This window comes from Streptomyces sp. NPDC003032 (assembly GCF_053591415.1).
This window is the reverse complement of the sequence record NZ_JBSFTT010000002.1, coordinates 212,294-227,621: the sequence shown is the minus strand read 5'-3', so window position 1 is coordinate 227,621 and position 15,328 is coordinate 212,294. Positions and strand designations below refer to the sequence as shown.

Here is a 15,328-nt window from a genome sequence, read left to right as displayed (position 1 = left end):
GCCGACCGGGTCACAGGCTCAGCTCCGTCCCGTCGGGGAAGCGGACGCGGACGCCGCCGTCGTCGTCCACGGCGCAGGTGACGGACTCCCGCAGCGCGCGGGGGTGGATCGTGTCCCGCGCGAGGGCGACCAGCGTGACGTGCACGCTGTCTCTGCCGTGCTCGCCGTGCTCGCCGTGCTCGCCGTGCTCGCCGTGCTCGCCCGGATGGTGCGGGGAGACCAGGAACGGCGTCGCGGAGTGCGGTCCGTACGCGTTGGCCGTGACCTCACGGGCGATGCCGGTCTCCTCGTCCCAGCCGTGCAGTGCGACAACGGCGCTGATCAGCCCCGATGGCGTACGGGCGAGCGCCCAGCCGGGGCCGCGTTCGGTGTGCGGCCGCGTCCGGTCCGCCACCGCGTAACCGCCCTCGCGGACGGTCGCGCCCGCCGGGGCCCGCAGCCGGTGCACACGGATCTCCCACGGGCCGTGCAGAGCGCTCGTCGTCACGACGGGAAACTGCCCCTCCACGCCGGGCAGTCGGGCGTCATGGCGGGAGGAGGCCACGCGGCCCTCGCAGCTCAGCGGGTGGATGCGCAGGCGGCGCGAGGGCGTGCCGTCCGGGGCGAGCAGCGCCAGGTGGCCGTCGACGGCGCGCTCCCACGCGCGCGGGGCGGTCTCGGGGGCCGTCGCCGTCGAGTAGCCGAACTTGGCGTAGTGCGGGTCGTCCTGTGCGGCGCCTTCCAGGGGGTTGTGGTCGCTGCCGTGGTTGACCAGGCGCACGATGCCGTCGTGCCGGGTGCCGTGCAGGAGCCAGCCCGGCTGGGGGAGCGCCGTGTACTGGTCGCCCTCCTCCACGGGGAGCGGCAGTTCGCGTTCCGTCCACACCGGGTGGTCGGCGGGCAGCAGCAGGCCGAGGAAGCCCTTGCTCGCCCAGTACGGCGACGCGGGCCCCGAGTAGGCCTGGGTGGCGGGCAGGAAGGTCTCGTACCAGCCGAGCGGCAGCAGCCCCCGCTCGTCGGGCACGCCGCGCTCCACGAAGTGCCTGGCCGTGCCGGAGGCGAGCCGCCGGGTCAGGCCGGGGGCCAGCGGCGTGCAGTCGGCGAGGGCGCCCATCCACACGGGCGCGGCGGCCGCGAAGCGGTAGGTGAGCGAGCGGCCCTGGTGGACGGGGGCGCCGTCGCCGCCGAAGAAGTGCGGGTAGGTGGTGAGGAACCGGGTGAGGCGCTCGCGGTAGACCTTGCCGCGCCCGCCGTCTCCGTCGGGGCCCGCCATCCGCGCCCACAGCAGCGGGTACAGGTGCATCGCCCAGCCGATGTAGTAGTCGAAGTTGCGTCCGTCGCCGTCGCTGTACCAGCCGTCGCCGCGGTACCAGTCCTCGATGCGGTCCAGACCGCCGTCGATGTCCGACTGGCTGTACGGGGCGCCGACCGAGGCGAGGAACTGCTCGGCGACCACCTGGAAGAGGCGCCAGTTGTTGTCCCACGTCTTTCCGCCGACGAACCCGGAGAACCAGTCGACGACCCGCTCCTGGACCCGGGTGTCGAGCCTGTCCCAGATCCAGGGGCGGGTCTCGTGCAGGCCGATCGCGATCGAGGCGGCCTCGACCATCTGCTGTGAGCAGTCGGTGAGTTCGGGCCAGGCCTCGCCGCTTCCGCGGTCGGTGCCCGTGCCCGTTGTCAGACCCCGCGCGTAGCGTTCTGTCAGGCGGGGATCCACCTCACCGCCCGCCCCCGCGATCCGGAAGGAGGCCAGCAGAAATGACCGCGCGTACCCTTCAAGGCCGTCCGACACCACCCCCGACCAACTCTGGCGCCCCGGCAGGCGGTACTGCGCGAAGCCTGGCGTCGCATAAGGGACCAGCGCCTCCAACTGCCGATCGGCGAGCGCTTCCCAGTGCGCCCTGGTCCACCCGGTCAGCGGGGACAGGACGCGGTCGGTGGGCGGCAGGGGGAGGTGTGGTGCGGGCATGGTGGTTCGTTACTCCTCTGGTGGGGCACCGTTCCGGCGGCGGCGGTGCGGGTCGGGGCCGTGCCTCGGCGGCGGTGCGTGCGGCTCACTCCAGTTCGGCCGTGTGGGTACGGCCTCGGGAGCCCGTCACGTGGACGGTGACGAGGGGACGGCGCCCCGGTGTGACCGTCACCGTGTCGTCGGCGCGGACCACTCTCCGTACGGGGAAGGGGAGTTCGACGGCGAGGGTCGTCCCCGTTCGGCCCGGGTCGGCCACCGCCACCGATACGCCTCGATGGTCGCGCCGCACCAGGACCGTGCCCGGCCCCGACGCCGTGAGGCCCGCCGCGGTCCCGGGCCGCCAGAAGTGCGCGGCGAGCAGACCGGTGCGGCGCGCCTCGACGGCCTGGGCGGTCGCGTCGTTGGCCACGATCCGCACGGGCCCGGCGTGCGCCCAGGCGGCGGTCGCGGACGCGCTCGCGCCGGGCAGCAGGACGTACGCGTACGAGGCGTCAGAGGGGGAGGTGCCATGGTCCAGCCACAGCGTCAGATAGCGGCGCGTGACCGGTGCGGTGCCGCCCGCCGTGTCCGCCCCCGTGTTGATGTCCCGCCATCTGCCGGTGCGCTCCTCGCGCAGGGCGCGAAGAACGCGCGGAGCGAGGCCGTCTGCCCGCCCGGGGTAACCGGGGGAGCTTGGGAAGACGTAGCCGCCGGTGCCTTCCAGGTGCGCCCACCGGGCGTCGTCGAGGCGCGCGGACCAGCCCTGGTGGCCCGGCTGCCGACGGCCGTCCACGGTCAGGGTCCGGGCGGGCCCGGCGGCGTGCAGGTTGCGGTTCTCGACGACCGTCTCGATCGTGCGGCCGTCGCTCGCGCTGATGCCGGCGCCGAGCGCGACGACCACGTTGTCCAGGAAGAACCACACCTTGTGGGCGCGCAGGGTGCTGCCGTCGGCGAGAAGCTCCATCGCCGCGGCGCCGTAGCCGCCGTCGAGGGCGGCGCCGCCCGCCACGGCGTTCTTCGGGCGGTACGTCCCGGTGCCCGCACCGGAGCCGATGTCGGCCCGCGCGCGCGTGTCCACGGTCGTGCCCGGCAGGCGGTACGGATCGACCGTCGCCCAGAAGCCGTCGCCGAACTGCCCGAGGTCGTCGCCGTCGTACAGATACGTCATGCCGTCGCCGGTGTACCAGCCGTGCAGGTTCTCGCCGTTGCCCGCCTCGTACGCGGCGATCCGCTTCGAGGAGAGCGACAGCGTCAGGGCCCAGCCCGGCCGCCGGTGCACCACCCGGTCCATGTCGGCGAACGCGAAGTGCCCGGTGAGCCGGTCGGCGGCCGGAACCGCGGGGTCGTCGAGGACGGCCTTGGCGCGGGCCAGCGCGGGGATGCCGACCAGACCCGGGTACGGGGTGGTCGTGTTGCGGCGGACCCAGCCCTTGACGAGCGCCCGCCAGCGCCGCGCGTACGCGTCGGGGGCGCCGGAGGCGAGTTGGAGGATGTGGGAGAGCGTCGCCGCTCCGTCGTTGTGGTCCCGCGCCTTCTCCCGCGATACCGCCCGGCCGCGCAGGGCGTCCATCATCAGCCCATCGAAGATCACCGGTGCGAACGCCCGGTCCACCGCGTCGTACAGCACCGATGTCTTCGGGTCGGTGACCGCCCACGGGGAGTCCGCGAGCAGCGCGATCAGCTGGCCGGTGCTGCCGAGCAGGACACTGCCGTACGTTCCCGTGTACGCGACGGAGCCGTGCTGCACGAACGACCCGTCCTCGTAGAAGCCGTCGCCCGAAGTGACGTACTTGAAGAGGCTGTTCCTGCCGCTGTCCCGCACGTCGGGCAGGCCGTCGCGCGCGAGCGCCACCGTGGCCGGGTCCCGGGCGAGCAGACCGCGCAGGGCCACGATCACGGCCTTGTCGGCGCGGTTGGCGCCGGTCTCCGAGAGCGAGGGCGCGTTGGTGCGGCGGTCGGGGTTCGGGCAGAACTTCGCGACCGTCGCCGTGTACGCGGCCAGGTCCTCGGCGGGCATCCGCGCGCGCAGCAGGACGCAGGTGTCCATCAGGGCGCGCGGCGCCCCGATCTCCCAGAACCACCAGTTGCCGGATTCCGGGCGGTTCGGGTGGTAGCCGGTGGAGTGCAGGAAGCGCAGCGCATCCAGCAGGGCGTCGAGCAGCGCGTCGGCGGTCTCCGCGCTGCCGCCGAGCGATGTGCCGGGCGTGGCCCAGGCCGTGGCGAGGGTGCGCAGACGGGTGTAGCTCTGGCCGAAGTTGCCGGGCTCCGACGCGGGGGAGAGGTCGGGCCACAGCGCGGTCCTGCCCGCCGAGCGGTCCAACTGCCGCCACAGGGCTGCCGCCCGCGTGTCCAGAGCCTTGAGCGCGGCGGCGAAGTCCGGGTCCGTGGCGTCGAACGCGCCGCCGGTCAGCTGGGTCGCGGCGCGGGTCAGCAGCGTGTCGTACGGGGCTTCGGGGCCGGCGGCCGACACCGCAGCGGCCGACGCCGACGCCGACGCCGACGCGACTGCGGACGCGGCCCCCGCCCCGGCCGCGGCCGTGAGCAGTGCGCGACGGCTGGGCCCGGTGGAGCCGGAAAGAGGCAGGGGCATGCGAACTCCCAGGGGTGTCGGGGGACACGCGAGGTGATGGCGAGTGCGCGACAGCATGTAAGCGGTTGCTATGCAACGCAAGGGGGCCGGGAATCTTTCTGCGTCTTTCTGTCCCGGTGGTGGCTCGCCGGGCGGATGCTGCTCGGAGTTACGGGATTGACGCGGCAGTAAGCGATTACTACGTTGCCGCTCCATGGCCGAGAAAAGGACCCGACCGGCCGCAACACCCGTTACCGCAACACCCGTACAAGCGAAGGGAGTCTCATGACCGACCTCCGTCTAGGCGTTCTCGGCTACGGACTGCGCGGCTCGCTCGCCCGTATCGCCCACCGGCCGGGAGCGGGCTCGCGCGTCACCGCGCTGGCCGAGCACGACTCCGCCGCCCGGGCCGAGGCGGCCGTGGCCTTCCCCGGCGCCCTCATGTCCGGCGACCACCGCAAGGTCGTCGAGGACCCCGACGTCGACGCGATCGTCGTCCTCACCCCTGACCACACCCACGCCGCGCTCGCCTGCGAGGCGCTGCGTGAAGGCAGACCCGTCTTCGTCGAGAAGCCCCTGGAGATCGGTGTCGAGGCGTGCGACGAGATCCTGCGGACCGCGTACGAGACGGGCACCCGCCTGTACGTCGGCCACAACATGCGCCACATGCCCATCGTCCGGCTGATGCGCGACATCATCGAACGCGGCGAAATCGGCGCGGTCAAGACCATCTGGGTACGGCACTTCGTCGGCTACGGCGGCGACTGGTACTTCAAGGACTGGCACGCCGAACGGCGGTACACCACAGGGCTGTTGCTCCAGAAGGCCGCCCACGACATCGACGTACTCCACTGGCTGGCCAACGGCTGCACCCGGCAGGTCCAGGCGCTGGGCGACCTCATGGTCTACGGCGACAACCCGCACCGCCGCGCACCCGGCGAACCCAAGACCGACGACTGGTACACCAAGGAAGGCCACTGGCCGCCCCACACCCAGCGCGGCCTCAACCCCGTCATCGACGTCGAGGACGTCTCGCTCGTCAACATGCGCCTCGACAACGGCGTGCTGGCCGCCTACCAGCAGTGCCACTTCACCCCCGACTACTGGCGCAACTACACCGTCATCGGCGACGCGGGCCGCCTGGAGAACTTCGGCGACGGCCCCGGGGGAGTGGTCAAAGTGTGGAACGCGCGCCGCTCCGGCCACCGGCCCGAGGCCGACGCCACCTACCCCGTGCCCGACACCCAGGACGACGGCGGACACGGCGGCGCCGACCCGCTGCTCGTCGACGAGTTCGTCCGCTTCGTACGCGAGGGAGGACGCACCGACACGTCACCGGTCGCGGCCCGGATGGCCGTGGCGGCGGGCGTGGGCGCGACACAGTCGCTGCGCGACGGCGGCACACCGCGCGAGGTGCCCGGGCTGGACCCGGCCCTCATCGCCTATTTCGAACGCGGCCAGACCCACTGACCCACCAGGTCTGAAGGAAACCTGCGGCAGCGCTTAAGAAATCCTCGATGGACCGGGACGCCTCCTTAAGGAAGATTCCTGTGCCGTCGGAGGAAACAGCGACGTACGACAGGAGCCGTAGCGTTGAAGGCGCTGGTCAAGGAGAAAGCGGAGCCTGGACTCCGGCTGATGGACGTACCGGAGCCGGTCGTCGGCCACGGCGACGTCCTGATCAAGGTGCTCCGCACCGGGATCTGCGGCACCGATCTGCACATCCGCGCCTGGGACGGCTGGGCACAGCAGGCGATCGCCGCGCCCCTGGTCGTCGGGCACGAGTTCGCCGGCGAGGTCGTGGAGACCGGGCGTGACGTCGCGGACATCGAGGTCGGCGACCGGGTCAGCGGCGAAGGCCACCTGGTCTGCGGCAAGTGCCGCAACTGCCTCGCCGGGCGGCGCCACCTGTGCCGCGCCACGGTCGGCCTCGGCGTCGGCCGGGACGGCGCGTTCGCCGAGTATGTCGCCCTGCCTGCCGCGAACGTGTGGGTGCACCGCGTCCCCGTGGACCTCGACGTGGCGGCGATCTTCGACCCGTTCGGCAACGCCGTGCACACGGCCCTGTCGTTTCCGCTGGTCGGCGAGGACGTACTGATCACCGGGGCCGGTCCGATCGGCCTGATGGCGGCGGCCGTCGCCCGGCACGCGGGCGCCCGCAACGTCGTGGTCACCGACGTCAGCGAGGAGCGCCTGGAGCTGGCCCGCAAGGTCGGCGTCAGCCTCGCCCTCAACGTGGCGGACTCCACGATCGCCGACGGCCAGCGCACGCTCGGCCTGCGCGAGGGCTTCGACATCGGCCTGGAGATGTCCGGCAACCCGCGCGCCGTGCGCGACATGGTCGCCAACATGACCCACGGCGGCAAGATAGCCATGCTCGGCCTGCCGTCCGAGGAGTTCGCCGTCGACTGGTCACGGATCGTCACCTCCATGATCACGATCAAGGGCGTCTACGGCCGCGAGATGTTCGAGACCTGGTACGCGATGTCCGTACTGCTCGAAGGCGGCCTCGACCTGGCCCCCGTCATCACGGGCCGGTACGGCCACCGCGACTTCGAGGCCGCCTTCGACGACGCGGCCAGTGGGCGCGGCGGCAAGGTCATCCTCGACTGGACCTCCTGACCCGTTCCCGCCCGGCTTCTCGGCCGCATCCCCTAAGGAACCCAGCATGTTCGACTCCGTACGCGAAGACCTCCAGGCCACCCTCGACGAGATCGCCGCCGCGGGCCTGCACAAGCCCGAGCGCGTCATCGGCACCCCGCAGTCCGCCACGGTCGCCGTCACCGCGGGGGGCCGCCCCGGCGAGGTCCTCAACTTCTGCGCCAACAACTACCTCGGCCTCGCCGACCACCCCGACGTCGTCGCCGCCGCCCACGAGGCGCTGGACCGCTGGGGCTACGGCATGGCGTCCGTCCGCTTCATCTGCGGTACGCAGGAGGTGCACAAGGAACTGGAGGCGCGGCTCTCCGCCTTCCTCGGCCAGGAGGACACGATCCTCTACTCCTCCTGCTTCGACGCCAACGGCGGCGTCTTCGAAACGCTCCTCGGCGCGGAGGACGCCGTCATCTCCGACGCGCTCAACCACGCCTCGATCATCGACGGCATCCGCCTCTGCAAGGCGCGCCGCTTCCGGTACGCCAACCGTGACCTCGCGGACCTGGAGCGGCAGCTGAAGGAGGCGTCCGGTGCGCGGCGGCGGCTGATCGTCACCGACGGCGTCTTCTCCATGGACGGCTACGTCGCCCCGCTGCGGGAGATCTGCGACCTCGCCGACCGGTACGACGCCATGGTCATGGTCGACGACTCGCACGCCGTCGGCTTCGTCGGCCCCGGCGGCCGCGGCACCCCCGAGCTGCACGGCGTCATGGACCGCGTCGACATCATCACCGGTACGTTGGGCAAGGCGCTCGGCGGTGCCTCCGGCGGCTATGTCGCCGCCCGCGCCGAGATCGTCGCACTGCTGCGCCAGCGCTCACGCCCGTACCTCTTCTCGAACACGCTGGCTCCCGTGATCGCGGCTGCCTCCCTGAAGGTCCTCGACCTCCTGGAGTCGGCGGACGACCTGCGGGAGCGGCTCGCCACGAACACGGCACTGTTCCGCTCGCGGATGACCGAGGAGGGCTTCGACATCCTGCCCGGCGACCACGCCATCGCCCCCGTCATGATCGGCGACGCGTCGGTCGCGGCGCGCATGGCCGAGCTGCTCCTGGAGCGTGGCGTGTACGTGATCGGCTTCTCCTACCCGGTGGTGCCGCAGGGCGCGGCCCGCATCCGGGTCCAGCTGTCGGCGGCGCACTCCACGGAGGACGTGAACCGGGCGGTGGACGCGTTCGTGGCGGCGCGGGCGGAGCTGGGGGAGCTGGGGGAGACGTCGGGCGCGGCGTGACGCCGACGGTTGTCGCCGCGGCAGCCGGTTGCTCAAGCGGTCTTGAGCAACCGGTTGCTCAACCGGTCAGAGCCTCGGTGATCTGCCGCATGGTCTGCGCGGCGACCCGGGGGTTCACAGCGGCGTAGCAGGTGTAGGCGTTCAGGCCTGTCGCCAGGGCCCAGCCGCGGCCCCGGGTCCACGTGGCGTCGTCGACGCCGAGCGCGGCGCGGAACGTGGCCCGGCTCTCCGCCGTCATCAGGGTGAAGGCGATGGTCAGGTCGCACGCCGGGTCGCCGATGCCGAGCTCGCCGAAGTCGATGACCGCGCTGAGGCGTCCGTCGACGGTCAGGAGGTTGCCGGTGTGGAAGTCGCCGTGGAACCAGACCGGGGGGCGACCCCACCCGGGGGCGCTCAGGGCCGAGTCCCAGAGCGCCGTCATGGCCTCCGCGTCGAACACGCCGCCTACCTCGGCGATGGCGGCCCGCGTCGCACCGTCCCGGTCGGCCAGCGAACCGGCCGTGAAGTCGCGAGGAGCGCCCTCGGCGGGGAAGTCCCCGGGGGGCGTCAAGTCCTGAAGGGCGGCGAGGAACTCCGCCAGTTGGACAGCGGCCCCGGGTGAGTCGGCGAGGGCCTCCGTGGTCGCCACTTCGCCGTCCAGCCAGCGTGACACCGCCCACGGCCACGGATAGCCGAGACCGGGTTCGCCCACGCCCACCGGCTCGGGGATGGCCAGCGGCAGGTGCGGGGCGAGCCGGGGCAGCCACTCGGACTCCTTCCTGGCCTGTCCGACGGCCCCGGCGTGGCGGGGCAACCGGACGGACAGTTCGTCGCCCAGCCGGTGGATGACGTGGTCCGAGCCGGCCGGGTCGAGCAGTTCGAGAGGCAGCTCGGCCCACTGCGGGAACTGCGCCGAGACCAGGCGGCTGACCAGTGTCGCGTCGATCGTCGGACGGACGTCCGGTGTCTGTTCCGTCGTCAAGGGCAGCTCCTGCGGTCGGCCCGCTCCGTACGGCGGGCAGTCGGAGCCATCACAGTGGGTCGAGGCTCGTCTGTCGATCGGTTTTGCGGTCGATGCCGTCGTTCTGCGGTCGGTGCCGTCGACGGTCCGGCGGTCGGTGCCATCGACGGTCCGGTGGTCGATGCCGTCGACGGTCCCGTGCGGGAGGTGACAGACGAGGCCGGTGGTGCGGCGCGGGCCGCCGGTACGGGAGAATCGGTCACATGATCGAAGCGCGGCGGCTGCACATCCTCCGTGCGGTGGCCGACCACCGCACGGTCACGGCCGCTGCCGCCGCGCTGTACCTCACCCCCTCCGCGGTCTCCCAGCAGCTCACCGCCCTGGAGCAGGAGACGGGCCACCGCCTGGTCGACCGCTCGGCGCGCGGCGTACGACTGACCGCCGCCGGAGAGATCCTGCTCACGCACACCAACGCGGTCCTCGCCCAGCTGGAGCGGGCCGAGGCCGAGCTGGCCGCGTACAGCTCGGGCGAGGCGGGCACGGTCACCGTCGCGTCCTTCGCCACCGGCATCGGCCTGGTCGTCGGCCCGGCCCTGGCCCGCCTCGCCGCCTCCGCACCCGGGATCAGGGTCCGCGTGCGGGACGCGGAGGGCGACGCCAGCCTGCCGATGGTGCTCGACCGGCAGGTCGACGTCGCGGTCGCCGTCGAGTACCGCGGCGCGCCGGGCGCGGACGACCCCCGGCTGACCCGCGTCCCTCTCTACGCGGAGCCGTTCGACGCGGTCCTGCCGCTCGGCCACCGGCTCGCCGCCGCCGGACGAGTGCCGCTGGCCGAGCTGGCCAAGGACGCCTGGATAGGCCCCTTCGCCGGCAACCCGTGCCACGACGTGGTCGTCCTCGCCTGCGAACAGGCGGGGTTCCAGCCGCTGCTGGAGCACTGGTCGGACGACTTCCGCGCGGTCGTGGCGCTCGCCTCGGCCGGCGCGGGCGTCGCCCTCGTGCCGCGCTCGGCACTGCGGGGCATGGATGTGTCGGGCGCGGTGGTGCGCCCGGTGGAGGGCGCGGCTCCCACGCGCAGGGTGTTCGCGGCGGTGCGGTGCGGGGCGGAGGGGCATCCGCTGATCCGTCCGGTCCTGACGGCGCTCGGGGAAGCGGCGGGCTGACGCCGCGACCGTCACACCCGCCCTCTGCCGCACCACGAAACCCCAGTCCCGCCTACTGCCTCGGTTGAGTCGGTCGAGTTCGCACGGCGACCGGGCGGATCAGGGAACTCCTGGGGTGGTCACGGCACACGACTGAGTAGCGGCAGCACCGCCGAGCCGGACGCCACTTGCTCGACATCCCGAATACGGGATAGCGTGCCGAATATGGAACATGACGGAGTCGACGCGCGCCTCGCCGCCCGACTGTCCGAGCTGCGCGCCGAACGCGGCTGGTCGCTGGGCGAGTTGGCCGAACTCAGCGGAATCAGCCGCTCCACCCTGTCCCGCGCCGAGCGCGCGGAGATTAGCCCCACGGCGGCCCTCCTGAACCGCCTCTGCGCGGTCTACGAGCGGACCATGTCGCAGCTCCTGAGCGAGGTGGAGGCGGAGCCCGCACAGCTGGTGCGCGCCGTCGACCAGGCGGTTTGGGCGGACGACGACGAGGGCTTCATGCGCTGGCATGTCTCGCCCCCGCACATCGGGATGCGCGGCGAGCTGGTCGAGGCCCGGTTGCAGCCGGGCGCCGACATCACGTACGACCGGCCGCCCGTGCCCGGTCTGGAACAGCACATCTGGGTGCTCGAAGGCGCCCTGGAGGTCACGGTCCAGGGAGAGGCGCACGCCCTGCGCACCGGCGACTGCCTGCGCTACCGCTTGTGGGGCGCCTCGCGGTTCCGCTGCCTGGGCGAGCAGGCCGTGCGGTACGCGCTCGTGGTGGTGAAGTCGTGACCGCCTCTGGGTCCGGGACCGCCTCTGCGCCCGGGACCCTCCGTGCGACGACCCTGTTCTACAAGCGTCCGCGAGAGACCGCCGGCCGCTGACGCCCACCGTCGCGTACCCGATCTCCGCGAGCCGCTCCAGCGTCCCCGCGAAGCCCCGCGCCAGGGCGTCCCGCATCGTGTACAGGTGCATGCCGATGCCGCCGCGCGGAATGCGGCGGCGACGCCCGCGCGCTTCCCCGGCCCGCGCGGGCAGCGCCCCGCCGACCACTGCCGCGAGCCCCAGCGCCGTACCGAGGGAAGCCCTGACGGACGTACTGAGGAAGGCGCGCCTGGTGCCGCTGAGGGACGACGGCGTGCCCGACGTTCCGTGGGCGCTCATGGTCATCCTCACTTCACCTCGATCGGGACGGCACCAGTCGTCGTGTCGCCCTTGTCGTCGGTCACCGTCAGATGGGCCGTGTACGTCCCCGCGCGGGCGTAGGTGTGCGCGGCGCCCGGCCCCTCCGTACCGCCGCCCGGCTTGGAGTTGTCGCCGAAGTCCCAGTGGTACGAGGCGGCGGTGCGCCCGGCGGGCAGCTTCACCTCGCTGGTGAACTTCACGGCCAGGGACGGCGCCCCGCTGTCCGGGGCGGCGGTGAGCGCGACCGTCGCGGCGGGCTGTCTCTCGACGCCGGGGCCGTTGAAGCGCAGCCAGTCCACCGCGAACAGGTCCGGTTTGTCCGCCGACCACTGGGGGTTGGTGAAGACCGCGTACAGCTTCACCGTGTCGATGGCGCTGATCCGGCCGTCGGGGTCCGCGAGCCCGGTGGTCGGGGAAACGACGTTGCCCCACCCTCCGGTGTTCGGCACGGTCACCTTGCCGAGCAGTTCACCCGTGGGCGAGCCGGCCCGGAACTCGACATCGCCGCCGAGGCCGCCCGACGCCGCGCCGACGGTCACGGACTCGATGCCATTGAGGTGCACGGGGTCGAAGGAGATCCAGTCCATGTCCTCGATCTCGGTGAGCCGCTTGCCGCCCGACGCGTCCGCGCGGTCGGCGGTGACGGCCCCGTCGTGCGCGCCGCCCGTCGTGGTGCGGTGCTCGGCCTCGCGGAAGGACGTGCGCAGGGTCAAGGAGGCCGACCCGGTCAGCGCGGGTACGTCGCCGCCCGCGCCCTTGTCCTCGTACTGGGCCGTGATGCCGTAGTACAGGTTCTGGCCGGGCCCGTGGCTGTCCCCGGCGTCCGTCACGATCTCGCCCGCGCAGCCGGTGTAGTTGTCCAGCGGGTGCAGATGCGAGTCGTGGCCGAGCTGGGACTGGACGACGACCCGGTCGCAGTCGATCCGCCCGTCCTCCGGGTCCTTGACCTTGATCTTGAAGGGGATGGTGTCGCCGAAGCTGAACGTCCCGCCGTCGGGCGGCTGCTGAATCGTCACCGTGGGCCGGGTGTTGCCGACCGTGATCTCACGCACCGCGAGGCCGCTCAGCTCTCCCGGCCCCGTCACCTTCAGCCGGGCACTGAACCGCCCCTTCTCGGTGTAGGTGTACGTCGGATTCGCCTCGGTCGAGTCGGTCGTGCCGTCGCCGTCGAAGTCCCACGCGTAATGGACGGGCTTGTCGTCCGGCAGGCCGGAACCCGCGCTGGAGAACTTCACCGTCAGGGGCGCGCGTCCGTTGTCCGGGGTCGCCGTGGAGCGGGCGTCGGGGAGGCGGCCGTCCGCCACGTAGTCGATGCGGTAGATGCCCGAGCCTTCGTTGCTGCCGCCGCGCCCCGTGCCACTGCCGAGCCCGAAGTCGATGACGTACAGCGCTCCGTCGGGACCGAAGTCGGCATCGAACGGCTGATTCCACTTCATGTCGGCGAAGACGGAGTTGATGGAGTGCAGATCACCGGCCTTCGCGGGCTCGAACCGCGGATCGGTGAACGTCTGGTCCTTCTCCTGGACCGAGAAAGCCTTGAACCACTGCCGGGTCAGCTCGTAGGTGAGCCATTTCCCCTCGAAGTACTCGGGGAACTTCGTCCTGTACGTGTTGTCCGCGTCGTAGTTGTAGACGGGACCGCTCATCGGGCCGCCGCCACCCGTGCCGAGTTCGGGGAACTCCTTCGACTCGGAGTAGGCGTACCAGACGTCCGCGGGCTTGGCGGGCGGAAGCTGACGGAGTCCCGTGTTGTTCGGCGAGTCGTTCACGATCTTCGCGCAGTCGAATTTCGCCTTCGAGGTCTTCGTGGCGAAGTCGTAGTCGGTGAAGGGTGTGTTGTCGCCGACGCAGTAGGGCCAGCCGTAGTTGCCCGCCTCGGTGACGCGGTCGAATTCGACCGTTCCCTCGGGGCCGCGGTCCGCGACGGCCTTTCTGGCGTCGGGCCCGTAGTCGGCGACCAGGAGAGCCCCGCTGATCGGGTCCGTCGTGATCCGGAAGGGGTTGCGCATCCCCATCGCGTAGATCTCGGAACGCGTCTTCTCCGTCCCGGACGGGAAGAGATTCCCGGCCGGGACGGCGTACGTCCCATCGTCCTTCGGCGTGATCCGCAGAACCTTTCCGCGCAGGTCGTCGGTGTTTCCCGAGGTGCCCTGGGCGTCCCAGGCGCGGCGCCCCGCACGCTCGTCGATCGGCGTGAAACCGTCCGACGCGAACGGATCGGTGTTGTCGCCTGTCGCGACGTACAGATCACCCTTCTTGTCAAAGGCGATCGAGCCCGCCATGTGCGAATTGGCCCGGCCTTCGCCGCGCCACGTCGGAATGGTCAGCAGCCGCTTCTCCGACGAGGCGTCCACCTCTCCGCCCGCCTCGGTGAACCGGGAGAGATTGATGCGTTTCTCGGTCTTGTCGGAGTGGAGCAGATACAGCCAGTGGTTCTCCTCGAACTGCGGATCGAGCGCGAGACCGAGCAGGCCGTCCGACTGGCTCGTCATGTCCGGGGTGTACGCCAGGTCGAGGGCCGTGGAGACCTTGAGCGTCTCCTGGTCGATGATCTTCAGCTTTCCGGTGCGCTGGATGAAGAACACGCGGCGGTCCGGCGCGACCGCCAGCTCGAAGGGGTCCGCCAGATCGGCGGTGGCGAGCGGCGTGCGCTGGAAGCTGCCCGTCCTGGTGGCGGTGCAGTCGCCGGGCTTGTCGCCCGCTGCCCACTGGATGCCACCGAGGATGTGCCGGAGGAACCCCTCCTCCTGGAAGGCCGACTTGGCGTGCCCGCCGGCCGTGTACCAGGAGCGGCCGCCGTCGTAGTTCTGGCACCAGGACCACGGCTGGTCGACGCCCTCGTCGAGCCCCGTGACGCCGTCGCGCACCTTGATCTGCGCGAGGGTGTGCACCTTCCCCGTGGGGTTGGTGCGCCAGTTGTACCACTCCTCGGTGCGCTCCCAGAGTTCGGGAAGCGCCTTGGTCGAGGGGTGCGCGCGGTCGAGGACCTTGATGCGGCCCGTCTGCACGGCGGGGTGCTTGTCGAAGATGGCGCCGACCAGACCCTCGTACCAGCCCCAGTCACGCTCGCTCGCCGACGCCGCGTGCAGCCCGACCCAGCCGCCGCCCGCCCGGACGTACTTCTGGAAGGCGCCGCGCTGCCCGGCGTCGAGCAGGTCGCCCTTCTCGGGAGTGGAGTTCGTGTTGTTGAAGACGACGGCCTGGAAGCGGGCGAGGTTGGCGTCGGTGAACGCGGAGGCGTCGTCGGTGGCCTCGACCTCGAAACCGTTCTCCGCGCCCAGTTTCCTGATCGCTTCGATGCCTGCGGGGATCGAGTCGTGGGCGAAATTGGTGACCTTGGAGAAGACCAGGACACGGAAGGCGGGCGCGGCCTCCGCGCGCGGCGGGACGGCGAGCCCGAGGCCGACGACGAGGGAGAGAAGGGCGATGAGGACGAGTAAGGAGCGCGGTGCGCTTCTTCGTGGCCGAGCGTCTCTTCGTGGCCGCGCGCTCTCTCCTGGCCGTGCGCTTCTTCGTGCTGCCGTGGAACTCATGGCGCTCCCTGGGCTGAGCTGGCTTGGCTGGTGGAGGGCTGCCGGTCGCCGGGTGTGCGGTGAGTCGCGTCTGCTCCTGCTGGAAGCGGCTAGAAAGCGCTTACGCAGAGCGTCGTTCAGCGTAGGTTCCGGTTCGACAGGGGGTCAAT

9 protein-coding genes are annotated in these 15,328 nt (G+C 71.7%); 5 read left to right on the top strand and 4 right to left on the bottom strand.

Annotated features, from left to right (window positions below; translation table 11 throughout):
• Positions 1-10 precede the first annotated feature (10 nt).
• Positions 11-1,948 carry a DUF2264 domain-containing protein gene (locus ACWDZ7_RS03555; protein ID WP_451794465.1) on the bottom strand — a complete coding sequence of 646 codons (1,938 nt, stop codon included), beginning with the start codon at positions 1,946-1,948 and terminating at the stop codon, positions 11-13.
• Positions 1,949-2,033: 85 nt separating this feature from the next.
• Positions 2,034-4,517 carry a polysaccharide lyase 8 family protein gene (locus ACWDZ7_RS03550; RefSeq protein ID WP_451794463.1) on the bottom strand — a complete coding sequence of 828 codons (2,484 nt, stop codon included), beginning with the start codon at positions 4,515-4,517 and terminating at the stop codon, positions 2,034-2,036.
• Between the two features lie 264 nt (positions 4,518-4,781).
• Here ACWDZ7_RS03550 and ACWDZ7_RS03545 point away from each other — a divergent pair, with 264 nt between their 5' ends.
• The 3 genes from ACWDZ7_RS03545 (at position 4,782) to ACWDZ7_RS03535 (ending at position 8,382) form a co-directional block, all read left to right on the top strand.
• A complete protein-coding gene (locus ACWDZ7_RS03545; protein ID WP_451794461.1) occupies positions 4,782-5,966 on the top strand; it encodes a Gfo/Idh/MocA family protein in 1,185 nt (394 codons plus the stop codon).
• 123 nt (positions 5,967-6,089) lie between these two features.
• Positions 6,090-7,118 carry an L-threonine 3-dehydrogenase gene (gene tdh, locus ACWDZ7_RS03540; RefSeq protein WP_451794459.1) on the top strand — a complete coding sequence of 343 codons (1,029 nt, stop codon included), beginning with the start codon at positions 6,090-6,092 and terminating at the stop codon, positions 7,116-7,118.
• A 46-nt stretch (positions 7,119-7,164) separates the two neighbouring features.
• Entirely contained in the window at positions 7,165-8,382 is a 1,218-nt protein-coding gene (locus ACWDZ7_RS03535) for a glycine C-acetyltransferase (RefSeq protein WP_451794457.1), read from the top strand.
• 58 nt (positions 8,383-8,440) lie between these two features.
• Here the strand turns inward: ACWDZ7_RS03535 and ACWDZ7_RS03530 are convergent, their stop codons facing one another.
• Positions 8,441-9,343 carry an aminoglycoside phosphotransferase family protein gene (locus ACWDZ7_RS03530; protein ID WP_451794455.1) on the bottom strand — a complete coding sequence of 301 codons (903 nt, stop codon included), beginning with the start codon at positions 9,341-9,343 and terminating at the stop codon, positions 8,441-8,443.
• Positions 9,344-9,585: 242 nt separating this feature from the next.
• On the opposite strand from ACWDZ7_RS03530, the gene ACWDZ7_RS03525 reads away from it, so the two are divergent.
• Positions 9,586-10,485: a LysR family transcriptional regulator gene (locus ACWDZ7_RS03525; protein ID WP_451794453.1), complete on the top strand. Its 900-nt coding sequence runs from the start codon at positions 9,586-9,588 to the stop codon at positions 10,483-10,485.
• Positions 10,486-10,689: 204 nt separating this feature from the next.
• Positions 10,690-11,253: a helix-turn-helix domain-containing protein gene (locus ACWDZ7_RS03520; RefSeq protein WP_451794450.1), complete on the top strand. Its 564-nt coding sequence runs from the start codon at positions 10,690-10,692 to the stop codon at positions 11,251-11,253.
• 380 nt (positions 11,254-11,633) lie between these two features.
• Here ACWDZ7_RS03520 and ACWDZ7_RS03515 read toward each other — a convergent pair whose 3' ends face one another.
• The gene (locus ACWDZ7_RS03515; protein WP_451794448.1) at positions 11,634-15,179 is read right to left on the bottom strand and encodes a ThuA domain-containing protein; all 3,546 of its coding nucleotides are present in this window, start codon (positions 15,177-15,179) and stop codon (positions 11,634-11,636) included.
• Between the last annotated feature and the right edge of the window lie 149 nt (positions 15,180-15,328).